The organism is bacterium, assembly GCA_036504735.1.
GTDB lineage: Bacteria > Electryoneota > RPQS01 > RPQS01 > RPQS01 > DASXUQ01.
Genome location: DASXUQ010000001.1, coordinates 1 through 13,960, shown reverse-complemented (window position 1 = coordinate 13,960; position 13,960 = coordinate 1). Strand labels below are relative to the sequence as shown.

Annotated in this window: 9 protein-coding genes; 3 read left to right on the top strand and 6 right to left on the bottom strand. The window is 58.3% G+C overall.

The features are described 5' to 3' along the window. The first annotated feature begins 158 nt into the window (after nucleotides 1–158). Together typA and VGL38_00040 are read left to right on the top strand one after the other, a co-directional pair. Nucleotides 159–2,000, top strand: coding sequence for a translational GTPase TypA (gene typA / locus VGL38_00045; protein HEY3293805.1), 1,842 nt, complete (start codon nucleotides 159–161; stop codon nucleotides 1,998–2,000). A 311-nt stretch (nucleotides 2,001–2,311) separates the two neighbouring features. Next, a complete protein-coding gene (locus VGL38_00040; protein ID HEY3293804.1) occupies nucleotides 2,312–2,596 on the top strand; it encodes an antibiotic biosynthesis monooxygenase in 285 nt (94 codons plus the stop codon). Nucleotides 2,597–2,680: 84 nt separating this feature from the next. On the opposite strand, the gene VGL38_00035 is transcribed toward VGL38_00040, so the two are convergent. From VGL38_00035 to VGL38_00010, 6 genes are all read right to left on the bottom strand, one after another. Continuing rightward, complete coding sequence (locus VGL38_00035; protein HEY3293803.1) at nucleotides 2,681–3,553, bottom strand: carbonic anhydrase; 873 nt, start codon at nucleotides 3,551–3,553, stop codon at nucleotides 2,681–2,683. Nucleotides 3,554–3,616: 63 nt separating this feature from the next. Next, complete coding sequence (locus VGL38_00030) at nucleotides 3,617–4,735, bottom strand: porin (protein ID HEY3293802.1); 1,119 nt, start codon at nucleotides 4,733–4,735, stop codon at nucleotides 3,617–3,619. A gap of 483 nt (nucleotides 4,736–5,218) precedes the next feature. Further along, nucleotides 5,219–6,805, bottom strand: a complete 1,587-nt coding sequence (locus VGL38_00025; protein HEY3293801.1) for a hypothetical protein — start codon at nucleotides 6,803–6,805, stop codon at nucleotides 5,219–5,221. A gap of 535 nt (nucleotides 6,806–7,340) precedes the next feature. Beyond that, on the bottom strand, nucleotides 7,341–8,771 hold the full coding sequence (locus VGL38_00020) for a T9SS type A sorting domain-containing protein (protein ID HEY3293800.1): 1,431 nt from the start codon (nucleotides 8,769–8,771) through the stop codon (nucleotides 7,341–7,343). A gap of 255 nt (nucleotides 8,772–9,026) precedes the next feature. Beyond that, nucleotides 9,027–10,505 (bottom strand): T9SS type A sorting domain-containing protein, encoded by a 1,479-nt coding sequence (locus VGL38_00015; GenBank protein ID HEY3293799.1) that lies wholly within the window; start codon nucleotides 10,503–10,505, stop codon nucleotides 9,027–9,029. Nucleotides 10,506–10,587: 82 nt separating this feature from the next. Then, on the bottom strand, nucleotides 10,588–11,043 hold the full coding sequence (locus VGL38_00010) for a T9SS type A sorting domain-containing protein (GenBank protein ID HEY3293798.1): 456 nt from the start codon (nucleotides 11,041–11,043) through the stop codon (nucleotides 10,588–10,590). Nucleotides 11,044–11,500: 457 nt separating this feature from the next. Here VGL38_00010 and VGL38_00005 point away from each other — a divergent pair. Further along, nucleotides 11,501–13,960: proprotein convertase P-domain-containing protein (locus VGL38_00005; protein ID HEY3293797.1), on the top strand; the 2,460-nt coding region annotated here is incomplete at its 3' end.

The following is a 13,960-nucleotide window of genomic DNA, read 5'->3' as shown; positions in this document are numbered from 1 at the left end:
GGGCACGACATGTCGTGCCCGTCTCTAATCAGGGGGGTGGCCGAAGGGCCATGGCGTGCCCGTCTTATCGGCCTACCGTACCCGTTCCCTCGCCCCCTTGGCAGATCACAAAAACTCTCCGTATATTAAAGGTCAGCTAAAAACAGGAATGAACGTCTGTGCAAGAGAGAAACGACCTCCGCAATATCGCGATTATCGCCCACGTCGACCACGGCAAGACTACGCTCGTGGATGGTATGCTCCATCAGGCGGGTGTGTTCCGCGCCAATCAGCAGGTGCAGGAACGGATCCTCGACCGGCTCGATCTGGAGCGCGAAAAAGGTATTACCATTCTATCTAAGAATACCGCCGTACATTGGCGTGGGAAATTGGTGAATATCGTAGACACGCCGGGTCACGCCGATTTCGGCGGACAGGTCCAGCGTGTCCTGAAAATGGTGGATGGCTGCCTGCTCTTAGTAGATGCCTCCGAAGGCCCGCTGCCTCAGACCCGCTATGTGCTCTCCAACGCCCTCGAAGCGGGACTATCCCCCATCGTGGTGATCAACAAGATTGACCGCCCCGATGCCCGGATCGATGAGGTCCTCGACGAAGTCCTCGAGCTGTTCCTCGACCTTGATGCCTCCGAAGAGCAGTGCCATTTCCCGGTGATCTATACCAACGCCCGCGAAGGCACCGCCACCATGGATCTGAGCGTCCCCGGCGTGAACCTCGAGCCGCTGTTCGAACTGATCTTCAAGGAAGTGCCGCCGCCATCCTTCGATCCCGAACATGCCCTTCAGCTTCAAATCGTCACCCTCGATTACAATGACTACGTGGGCCGGATCGGCATTGGCAGAATCATGCACGGCAAGATTCACGTCGGCGACCAGGTGGTATTGGTTAAGTCGGAAGAAGAGCATATTCCCACCAAGATCACTCAGCTTTACGGCTTCGAAGGCCTGGCGCGCACGCCCATCGAAGAGGCCTCCGCCGGAGACATCATTGCGCTGGCGGGCATTGAAGGCATCTTCATCGGCGACACCGTCACCTCCGCCGAAGATCCCCGGCCTCTGCCGCCGCTCAAAATCGACGAGCCGACGCTGGAGATGCTCTTCTCGGTGAACACCTCTCCCTTTGCCGGGCGCGAAGGAAAGTACGTCACCACCCGCCAGATCCGCGACCGTCTGTTCAAGGAGTTGCGTGCCAATCCCGCGATCCGCGTCGAAGAGTCCGAGACCACCGACGCCTATAAGGTCTATGGGCGCGGCGAATTGCAGATGGCGATCTTGATTGAGATGATGCGCCGTGAAGGCTTCGAAATGCTCGTCGGCAAGCCGCGCGTGCTCTTCAAGCGCGACAATGGCCGCCTGATGGAGCCCTATGAAAATGTGCTGGTGGACTGCCCGGAAGAATTTGTCGGTGTCATCACCGGCACCCTCGGCATGCGGCGCGGCATCATGACCCGCATGACCAACCATTCCACCGGCTGGGTGCGCATGAACTACGAAATTCCCATGCGCGGCCTGATCGGGGTGCGGCCCATCCTCATGACCACCACCCGTGGCACCATCATCATGCACAGCATGTTTGCCGGCTACCGTCCCCTCGAAGGTGAAGTCAGCCACCGCCCCACCGGCGTGATTGTCGCCGACCGTGAAGGCCGCGTGACCGGCTACGCGCTGAACAATTTGCAGGATCGCGGTGAACTGTTCGTCGGCCCTGGCACGCAGGTCTATGAAGGCATGATCGTCGGTGAGAACTCCCGGGATTCCGATCTGGCCGTGAACATCGTGCGCGAGAAGAAGCTCACCAACATGCGCGCCAGCGGCTCCGATGATGCGCTGCAGATCGCCCCGCCGCGTGTGCTGTCCCTTGAAGAAGCCATCGCCTTCATCAATGAGGACGAACTGGTGGAAGTCACTCCGCAGTCACTTCGCCTGCGTAAAATCTACCTCAGCGCCGAAGAGCGCAAACGCGCCGAAAAAGAAAAAACCGGCCGCATCGAGGGCAACGCGTAGGTTACGCCCTGCCTGCGGACGCATAAACGGGTAGGGACACGGCTCGCCGTGTCCGTCGTAGGGGCGGGTCTAAGACCCGCCCGCTTCTTTTTTGACGGCACCCCATGCGGTAGGGCTTTTTTGTAGGGAATGCCTGCGCCCTCCGCCTCTTCGCACCCGCTGCCACTCGCCCTATGTGCATCCCGCTATGGCACTCCCGCTCTTTGTCTCTGTAGGAATTCATCGCCGGACCTTTGACAATCCCCGTGCCGTTCCGTAGATTATCATCTATTAATCCGCGGTGGCAGGTTTAGTCATGAAAGCGAGGACGTATGGTCAAGGCATTGGTGAATCACAAAGTGGCCGATTACAACACGTGGCTGCCGCATTTTGAAAAGCATGCCGAAAAGCGCGTGCCTGCCGGCTGCCTGAAAGCCGAAGTTTTTCGTAACAGCGATGACCCGAACAATGTCTTCATCCTCTTCGATTGGAAAGATGCCGACTCCTTCAAGAAGTTCGGCGAGTCTCCCGACCTTGCCGAGACGATGAAAGCCGCCGGAGTCATGGGCCCGCCCACCATGACCATCCTCGAGTCCGCCAACAACTATCCCGGCTGACCGAACGTCAGACCCCCTTGCATACAGAACAGGCTCCCGATCACTCGGGAGCCTGTTTCATTACCAGTCTTGGGGCAGATGCCGTCAGCGGCTGCGTCGGGCAAAACTTGCCGAAGGTTCTGCCGCCTTAGGCGCGCTGGCCTTAGCTTCCTTTGCTTCGGGAGCTGCTTTGGCTTCAGCAGGCGCTGCAGGTTTGGACACCGCAACTTCCACCTTGGCCGGTGCTACCGCCGGGGCTGCCACCGCAGGAGCCGTCGCTACCGCTGCTGTGGCCGGGGCAGTGGCCTTGGGCGCAGGCATCGCGACAGATCCCATCTCGGTTTCAAAGCTGGCTTTGCCGGTGCCGACATCATACATCCCCGAAATCAGGGTCGTCTGATGACCGGATACCGCTGCCGAAATGGCGGCACTCTCGCACAGCAGGGACATGGCCGTCAAACGCGCCGTGATGCCCGACGTCTGCTCCGCCGGTACCGCGCTCGGGGCTTCGCCGGCGGCGGCAGCGCCATGGAAGGCGGCCGTCATCGCGGCGCCCTTGCTGCTGCTCTTGCGCCCTGCCGGCGCGTCGCAATCCGTGTGTCCCAGTACAACCACCACCGGGACGTGCAAATGCGCCACCGCATATTCTACCGATGCCACCACGTCGGCGGAGGGCACATTGCCCAGTGTGCGCACCACAAACAGCGATCCCAGAGACTCATCGAAGATGATCTCCGGAACCACGCGGGAGTCGGAACAGGTCACGATGCAGGCATAGGGATACTGCGCGGCGGCCAGCACCGTGCGCCGTTCCGCGCCGGCATTCCAGGCCGCAGGTGCCGCGCTCACCGAGCGGGCATTGCCGTCCATCAAACGTGTCAGAGCCTCGTCACGGCTCACCGTGGCCGGCGGAGTGTCGCTCGCCTGCAGGGCCAGCGGAATCAGCAAAAGGGTGGATGCGAATATACGAAGTTTCATGAGAAATCCTTTCTATCGAACCGAAAAACTGTTGCCGGAACTATGCGCTGCCCAAGGCCTCGCTTAGAACTCCAATTTACCCGCCAGATTTGTAAACATTGCCGACTGCGAAGCCCGCTCCTTGTACAAGGTGTGGATCGAGCCTACTTCGGTTTCCACAGACAGACCATTCATCAAGGGGAAGATGAATTCGCCGTACATAATGGTATTCTTCGTCGCAGCCGCGGCAGCGATGTGATCGCTTTTGTTCTGGTCCATACCACCGCCCAGCGAGACATTTAAGTGCTTGAGCGGCTTGGACACGATATTGGCCCAGAAGCAGCTGTTTTCGCGCGTGTCGCCATGCTTGCCCGCTCCGGCGATGGTCGAGAAGTTACCGTTGGCCAGGTTCTTTCCCATGTTGACTTCACCGCGGATGGAAAACAGCTTGTGGAAGCGCAAATCATAATCTACGCCGTATCCCAGCGTCGTATACTCGTCATTGTTCTTGGATGGGTCCGGATCGAAATTGGCGTGCACCAGGGACAGACCCACCAGGTACTTTTTGCTGACTTCGATGGAGCCGCGGGCCTGGACCATGGGGAAACTGGAAAAATTGTCCGCTCCGAGGCCGTCGGTCTCCTTGGCGCCTTCACAGAGAGCTACCGACAGAATCGGCGCGGTATAGTTTTCCGGGATAAAGATGTTGCACTGGAACTGGCCGCGGCGCGTGCCGAGGTTTCCGGCATACCACAGACCGGAAGCTCCGGTGCTCATGGTCGGATTCTGGGAGGAGAACAGATCCCACTGCTGCCCCACGCGGATTTCCGCCAGATGGGTGGCGATCCAGGCATAGGCCAGACGCAAACGTGGCTTGGCGCTGGCGTCATTGCCGGTGCTGGTGGAAAAGTCTCCTTCCACCTTACCCCCGACTTCCATGCCGTTGTCCGCCGTCATCCAGCCTTTCATGCCGAGACGGGTGGACTGAACCGACACTCCGAAACTGTGCCCTTTCAGAGTGTCCGCCAGTTGCGGCGCGGACAGACCCGGCTTTCCGGTGGAGAGCACACCATGGGATGCATAGGTCATCTCGGCTTTGACGTAGCCGTAGGGTTTGAGATCAAACCCGGTCGCGCCGGCGGTGGCCGCCGCAAATACTCCCGCGCACAGGATAATGCGGAAGATTACAATCGAGGATTTCATTCAATACTCCAAGTTCGTTCGTCACTCGCCGACCGTTGCGAATTGAGGGCTCCCGCTGCTGCAAAGTGGCAACATGATCGGCCTGATTTGGGCCGCTAAGTTGGAGCTTCGAAGATGCAAAGCACATTCCAATTCGGGCCGCTCCACTCCACACGACCCTCCCGTCACAAGCCGACAGATCCCATACCACATTCATGCAGTAGGGGCGCACCTGCGTGTGCGCCCGCCTCTTGCATGAGCGCACCCCCTTGCACCAACAAAGAAAGGGCACCCGACAGGGTCGCCCTTTCGTCATCGATAGCGCGCCGAAGGCGACATGGGTGCAGGGGTTACCCCTGCCGAAGCCGACTTGGGTACAGGGCTTGGCCCCGTCATCCGCATTTGCATTACCATACCACAAACCAAGAAAGGGCACCCGACAGGGTCGCCCTTTCGTCATCGATAGCGCGCCGAAGGCGACATGGGTGCAGGCGTCACGCCTGCTTAGCCCTGCCAGCGCGCGCGGACCGTGCGTTGGACGGAAATCATGTCCGGCGGCCAGAGGGACGGATCCAGCAGGGATTGATCGTAACCCCAGTCGCGGTGGGCCTCCACATAGGATGCGTTGCGGAAGTCTCCCGTTGCCCGCTGGCTGTTCCAGATGCAGACCAGGGAGCCGCGGTAGGTCAGCTCGTGTCCTACCCATTTTTCGTGCAGGCGGATCAGATTTTCCGCGCCGCCGTTGTAATCGCCTGAGGTCGTTTCTGTATTTCCTGCCACGACGCAACTGTTGACCGTGGTCGCCGAGGATCCCCGCTGATTGATGCTCTTCGTGGCGTTGCCGTCAGACCAGTTGTTGGAATAGACATTGAAGGCATCACACAGGATAGAGCAGGCCTTTTTGTTCACCGTATTGAAATTGCCCCAGACATACAGGGGATTTTCCGTCGCGATGCTTAGGCCGCCTGCCGGAAGGGTTGCGCCGTTTACCAGTCGAATCGCGCCCGCCGGATCGGTATAGCAGAAATAGATGGTGCGGTTGGATGGAACCATGCCCGAGGAGGCCAGCAGGCCGATATTCACGTTCGTCATGTGCATCGTCTTCTGCTCGCGGAAGTCCCAGACATTGCTTGAGGTCAGCACGCCAACGGGCAATGCGATCGGATTTCCAGTCGAATCCGTGGCGATACCGTCAATAATTTTCAAACCGGCTTTGTAATAGTATCGCTTGGCCCGCAGTTCCTCATCATCTCCCGGCTGACCGCGCTTGATGACGTCAATCGGAAAAGCCGGTGTCGACAGAGGGAAGGCCAGGGCGGTGGTCCCTTGGCTGACATCCTTCACTCGTCCCTGCCAGTCTTCCAGACTCTTTCGCTGCCAGTTGGGGTCGCGGCTGTCATAGCTCAAATCGTGCCAGTGGCCGGCTACATCCGTGATCCGTGCCTTGCCATTGTAATATTGGGTCGGATCCTTGGGCGTGTTGTAGATATGTCCACCCGCGGTGACACTGCCGTTGATGTTCAGCACGTCGCTCGATCCGATATACAGGTTGCCGTTGGTGTGGATCCGCCCGTTGAAGTCCAGCGGGTAGGCGGGGAACATCTCCAGATCGTGGTCATAGTAGATACCGAACTGGTACATCCCGATGCCCTCGCGGTTCACCGTCACCCGCACCACCTGATCCACTGTGCCCTTGCTGTTCGCCGCGTGGGATACGATCAGATAGGGCTGCACGGTCGCATTCATCCCCGCATACGCCCCTTGGGTAATCGGTATCGTAGTCGTTACCGGCTGCTTGGCGATGGTGAGTTGCGGGAACACATAATCCGGAACGGTGGGCGCATGGAAATCGTTCAGATCCGACTGCGAGGGAACCGTGTTAATATGGATGGCATTGCGCAGCCAATCCGCCGCCACGTCGGCGCCGCCTTCGGCCACGTAGAACACTCGCGCTTCATGGTAGGCGCGCTGGCTCTGATCATTCAGGGTTTGGGTGCGTCTCACCGCTACCGTTGCGATGGTCATCAGACCGACAATCAACAGGGCGGCAAGGACCATCACAAACCCGCGTTGGCGGGATCGGTTGGACATGGGGTGTTTGTGATGCATAGCGTATGGCAACCGGAAAAGTAATAAAAGGATTCGGTGCGCTTCACAAGATTATTGCACCGGGTTCATTGCAATTGCCGGACCATACCTCTTGACCGCCAAATCAACCGATGCCGATTCGCAAACCCGTTGTCTTCTTTGAGGATGCTCGCCGTCACCGAGCCGAGTAGACCCCCGCGCGCGGCATGCCGCCGCGTAGCAAGCTGTGTTCTCCACAAACCGGCGGTTGCCTTCCTCCAACCGCTGGCTCATCTGAACCACCTGTCGGGTTGAAGGAATTCGGGTAGTTCGGGAAATGGTTAGCCGCCATCGTTCGTTTGGATTTGCACGCTGACCACTTTCTTGCACCTCCGTGCCATCCAAAGACGCAACAGGCGACCACTCGTGTGAGTGCTCGCCTGTTGCAAAAACAGCGGAGCGGGCTCCCGGAACTTAGACAAAGCCCCATGCTTGTGTGTTCGCCTCCGGTGCAGAGCCCGCATCCCGCCAATCCGTTACTGCAAGGCCGCTCCGAGGCCTACTTCAACAGCATCATTTTTCGGGTCGCCTTCAGATCCGCCGTCTGCAGCGTGTAGAAATAGATTCCCGAAGCCAGCGGCGCGCCGTCAAAGGTGATCGTATGGTGTCCGGCAGTCATCACCTCGTCCACCTCCTGGGCTACAGCCCGGCCCAGCAGATCGTACACAGCCAGTCGCACCACGCCCGTTCTTGGCAGATCGAAGGCAATCTCGGTCCGCGCATTAAATGGGTTGGGATAGTTCTGCGCCAGGCTCGGAACCGCGGCCAGCGACACCGTCTCGTTCAGGTGATTCGGTGTCTCACCGAATCTCGCCAGAAATCCATAGCTGAACCCACCTCCGCCGCTCGCGGCCGCACCGCCAAGGACGTACCCGCCATCCGGCAGACCACAGAAGGCCGTGACGGCCGCCTGCCAGCCGGGATCGGTCAAGGTCCGCCATTGCCGCGCACCGAGAGAATCCGTCTTGATCAGCATCATCGGCACGTCAAAATCTTCGACGGACATGCTGTAGCCGCCGATCATCAGTCCTCCATCCGCGCTTCGCGCCATACGCACCGGACGTTCATCGCGGCCACCCTCTGGAATAAATTGCCGAATGGTCACCGGCTCGCCATCGAAACCGACATTCATCAGGCTGACATTATCCGAGCCGTAGGACCAGCCCTGTCCCAGCACAAAGTAGCCGCTGGGCAACTCCACCAGATCCATAAAGTCGTCGACGGAAATGTTGGTGTACTCCCGAAGCCAGACTACCTGGCCATCCTCGTCCAACTTCACCAGCAGGGGATACGTCGTCTTTCCCAACAGTATACAGCCACCCGTCACCGGCACCGCCCTCACCGGATTTCCCGGATAGGAATAGGTCCACAGTGTGTCGCCGTCGGCGGTGAGCTTGGCCACCAGATTGACCTGATAATCATATCCGCTCGGATCATGCACCGTCGAGGTCATGCACACGGCATAAGTGTCGTTCTCCAAAGCCCCGATGGACTTGGCAAGATCAAAGTCGGAAACCGGGCAGGTGCGCCGCCAGAGCAATTCCCCCTGCCGGTTCAGTTTGAACAGTACACAGTCCGCACTGTCCCCGTAGTGCCTGCCGCCAAGTATCATATAGCAACTATCGGCAGTGCGGCAAAGGGACTGCCCGTACCAGATCGTGTCATCGGTGACCCCTTCCACATGGAAGGTCCAGCGGGTTTCGCCCTGTTCATCCGCTTCCCTTGCAATCAAATCCCCGTGCCCGTTCATCGAGTCCGCCCCTGTCAACCACATTCCGGTCCAAACCAGTCCGCCGTCAAAAGAAGGCTGCATATCCTGAGGCTGTCCCGGATGCAGCTCCAAATAAACATGTGTCCACAGAGTATCCGGCTGTGCCCACAATCCCACAGGAATCAGCACAACCAGCAAAACCACTAACAGCGCTTTCATGATGACCTCCATCTGAAGAACGTGCCGAAAGTCTGAAAAGCCACACGGGTCGTAGGGGAGGGTTAAGCGCAGGATTTTGCCTGACGCAAACCGTTCCACGCGCAACCCTCCGCCTGAACAATAACCACACTCCAACAATTCCAGCCGGGCCGGGCGCGGGGGCCGATTGCATTGGCCCGCCGTTTCCGCATCTGCCCCCACAAGCCCGCCCCATCGCCCCTCTTCCTTTCATCCTTCATCCTTCCGCCTTCATCCTTACTTCAACAGCATCATCTTCCGCGTCTGCATCCCTTCCGCTGTCTGCAAACGGCAGAGATACACGCCCGAGGGCAGCGCGCCGCCATCGAACATTACCGTATGCCGACCCGCGCTGAGCACGTCATGAGTCAGGCTCGCCACTTCCTGCCCAAGAAGATTATGCACCGTCAGCGTCACCACAGAGGTGCGCGGCAGATCGAAGGCAATCTCCGTGGTGGGATTGAAGGGATTCGGATAGTTGGGCCGAAGGCCGAAAGTCTCGGGCCTCACAGTTTGATGCGTTGTTTTTGCCGTCGGCCAGCCATACTCTTCCATCCACAGATACCACGGCTGAGTATACCCGCGCGGTACGCCGCTCCAACCGGCAAACACCAGCGTGTTCCACGGCGTCTGGCAAAACCCCGGCGCGTAATTACTCGTGGTCAAATCGGCGATGATCCGCCACTGCAGATTGCCCGCCGCATCCGTCTTGCTCAAAATCGGTGCCCAGCGCTCCGAGGCGCGGAGCTGCGAAAGCTGCGCGATCAGATATCCGCCGTCTTCCGCCGCCACTACCGCTTCCGGATATTCGCTCCGCTCCGTCTCCACTTCATAACTTTGCACCCACTGCGTGCTGCCATCGAGGCCAACCTTTTCCAGTTGGGTAATACTGAAGTAATTTCTGCCGATGATATATCCATCGGCTACCTCGAGGGCGCAGACCCGGGCCCAATCCATCTGGGCATCGTCCAACCGCTCCCACTCCACGTCACCCCGTCCGTTCAGCTTGATCATCAGCGGGTTGGTCTCGGGCACGCGCGGAGGGCAATCCACTCCCATCAACAGACAGCCACCGTCGCTGGTCGTGATCGCACTGGTGATCAGCCGCTCGCATTGCGCGCCGCGCCAGGTCTGCGTCCATACGGTATCGCCATCCGGGCTCACATCCATCACAAACAGATTGTTGGTGCAGCCCCGTTCATGCGGACGGACGATCTGCAAATTCGATCCCACCAGATAAGAGCCATCGGCCATCAGCCCCAGCGTGTGCGCGAAATTGAAGGTCTGAATCCGGTAATCCCGCAACCAGATTTCTTCTCCCCGGCGGTTCAGCTTCACCAGCGTTATCACCGCTACGCTGTCATCATACCGCTTGCGCGCCAGCACCACATAGGCGCTGTCCAGCGTACGGCACAGCGTCACACCTTCCCACAGCGTATCCAGCATGCTGGCCCGGCGGTAGGTCCATTGAACCTCTCCGCGTGCGTCCGTCTGGATCACAATCAGGTCCCGGGGAATCAACGCAAACGTGTCCGCCGGGGCAAACTCCTGCACTCCTGTGAGCACCAGGCCGCCATCAAACGAAGGAACCACCGCATTGACTCCAGCATTCCGGAACTCCGGATACTCGCGGGTCCAAAGAGTATCCGGCACACTTTGAGCACAAACCACAGTTGCCAGCGCGATCAGTGCCCATAACATGATCAAGGGTCTCATAAGCGCCTCCATGCCACTGTTGTACGCCACGATCATTCAAAACCGACAGGCGGGTCAAAAGACCCGCCTGTAGAGTGTATTGCTATTTCAAAAGCGTCATTCGGTGAGTTTGTGTCACTCCCGGGGCGTCCAGCCTGCAAAAATAAATTCCCGGAGGCAAATCGCTGCCGTCGAATTCTGCCACATGATGTCCGCCTTCTAACCATCCACTGGCCAGTGTCATCACGTGCTGTCCCAGAATATCATACACCGCTACCAGCACATTCATGCTCTGCGGCAGGTCAAAGGCCACTTCGGTTTCGGGATTGAAGGGATTGGGATAGTTCGGGTAGAGAGCCGTCGTCTCCAGAAACCCCGCATCCTGCGGCGTGGATGGTACAACGGGCACAGAATCATCGTCGTCGTCAAATGAGACCGAAAGGTCCTGTGCGATGCCGGTGTCAGAATGGTAGCAGAGTCCCAGACTGTCGGGAGCGGATTGACCATACGCAAGCAGTGAGACGACCAGCACCAAACAAAAGATTCGAGCAGCGTGCATAATGCCTCCAGTTCCGGGTCATCTTCATCGCAAACCCTGTGTCCGTTATGTTATTGACAATACCATTGATCATGACACCAGACAATTCTATCGCAAACCGTATACCTGATTGCTGACCCGGCGTTTTGGTCGCCCAAAACGGTTTAGGTTATCACGTAACATGCAACTTTTTAAATATATCCGTTACTTACCGGTTTTCGTTTGCGGTCACTTATTGTTTACCATTTGCGGAAAATGCACATAGCTACTCTGCCAGATATGCATAGTTGGCTTTGTTCTGCACTTCAAGGTATTGAATAACTAAACTGCTATTTGACAAACTATTAAACTATAATATCCTTAATATACTTGAACCATCAAAATATTTATCAATGAACTCGGATGAATATTGCTTGTCGGAGAATATGCCTAAATTATCTGTGTACTCCCAGCCATGTTCAAACAAATGAGGTGCATCATGTTTAAGCGTTCCCTGTTTGTCGTGTTGGTCCTAATGTGCGCCGCACTTTGGGCTGCCCCCGCAGCCAAAGGACCCTATCAGCATGCGGTCAATCTACCCGTCGTCGGCGCAGAACAACAGACCTATTTCGGTCCCGCCGAAGAGTCCCATCTGCGTCCGCCTGACGGACGCCTCGACGATCCCATCGGCTCTATCTATCTGGTGGGCTCAACATGGTATGACTATCAGCATAATGGCTCCGCCGGCAAGATGATCGGCATGGACAATGACGGCTTTGCCCATTTTGTCTGGATGAAAGGCATGACCAGCATGGTCGGCGGTCCCCGCCGTATCTATTATCAGGTGTGGGATCCGACCACCCAGTCCATGATGTTCTTGAATTCAGGTAACATGCCCACGGGTGTTCAGGTTGACGCCGGGGCGCGCGGCGGCTACGCCTGCCAGGCCGTCATGCCCGGCGGCATGGCGTTCCCGGGCTACCATGAAGTCCGCAATGGAATCTCCGGTAACCATTCGGCTATGGCAATCGACTTCCTGCCGCGCCTTGGTGCCTTTACCTCCACGCAGCCGAATCTGATCTATGAATCCGGCTCCCCGCTTGAACTGATCTGGCCGAAAGTGGCTATGGGCCATGACAGCGTCCTGCACATGGTCACCACGCACAGCCTGCCGACTGCCGGCGCACCCCAGCGCATCTACTATTCCCGCGGCATTCCCCAGTGGGACCAGGATGGGAATGGTATGCAGATCTTCTGGCAGAACGTTGCCCCCGGCAACCTGCAGTACAAGGTGTTGGACACCGCTATGACCATCGCCGCGGATGTCGCCGCATCCAAGCTCTCCAGCCGCGTCGCCATCGCCTACCCCCGTCCGCGCCGCGCCATGAATGATTCCGCCAACCAGTATGACAATGACATCTACCTCATCACGTCCAATGACGGCGGCCTGACGTGGGGTCCGCGTGTAAACCTCACCCAGTTCACCAATCAGGATACCCTCCGCGCCTACAACGACGTCAGCGTGTTGTTCGATGATAATGACGTATTGCATGTGGCCTTCACCACGGGCTTCTATGACATGATGACCCCCGGTGGTCCGTACATCAGTAGTCAATACTCCATGATCTGGCACTGGGACGAGCAGCATAACCAGTTCAGCCCCATGGCCCGTGACTGGGAATTTAACTCCGACGGCCTTGTCGGTGCATGGCAGCGCCTTGTGCAGCGCCCCAGCCTGTCACAGGACGAAGTCACGGGATACCTGTACTCATCCTACCAGAAGTATGATCTGGATGCCATCTCGGAAGGTGGTTTCTATCAGGGTGATGCCTGGATCACCGTCTCCACCGACGGCGGCGCCCATTGGTCCACGGGCCGGAACGTCACCGACACGCGTCCCCCCATTGTCCCCACTCCCGCCGGATTCTGCTGGAGCGAGCGCGACATCACCCTCGCCGATCGCGTCTTCTACTTCGCCGGACAGGGCATGCTCAATCTCGAATATGTGAAGGATGCCGATGCGGGCAGCATTCCGCAGGGGGAAGGTGTGGCCACCGACAACTACGTCTACTACCATCAGGTGAATGTCACCGACATTCCCACCACGCCGCTGATGCCGAACTTTCCGTTCCACAATGGTCAGGTTCCGCCTCCCGTGGTTGGCCGCTGCTGTTACCTCGATCCCATCAATCCTTTCTGCTCGATGGAGACCGAAGCCCTCTGCGCCCAGTACGGCGGCGTCTGGGACAGCACCATGACCTGTGACACGCCCTGCCCGTCCTCCTTCGAGTGTACGTGCCAGAATGCGCCGAACAGCGTCTGCAACCTCACCGGTGGCCCTATCGGTGACTTTGCTCCCAGCCTGATCCCCATCCATGTGCCGACCCAGTACCATGTCACCGATGTGAACGTCTGCCTCGACATCACGTACCCCGATGATATGGACCTGGTCATCCAGTTGCTGTCCCCCGCCGGCCATGTCTCCACCCTTGCCTCACGTCAGGGCCCGGGCGGTCAGGGCTACTCCTGCACCACCTTCGATGATGAAGCGCTGGATTCCATTCCCCAGAGCTTCCCGCCCTTCCGCGGTACGTTCACTCCGGAAACCCCGCTCTCCGTCTTTGACGGCGAGAATGCTATGGGCGACTGGGTACTCCGCATCTCGGGTGCACAGGCCGGTGACTCCGGACGGGTCAATTGGGTCTGCCTGAGCTTCCAGTATGATGAAATTCTGCCGGTGGAACTGGCTTCTGTCAGTGCCAATCCGGAGCAGGGCGGCATCCGCTTCAGGTTTGCCACGGCTACCGAAAACCGCAATGACCACTTCGAACTCTGGCGCAGCGCCTCAGCTACCGGTGAGTTCAGCCGTATCGCGTCCATCCGCTCGCAGGGCAATTCCAGCACGGCCCAGCAGTACAGCTACCTCGATGCCGATGTGGTGGCTGGCACCACCTATTCC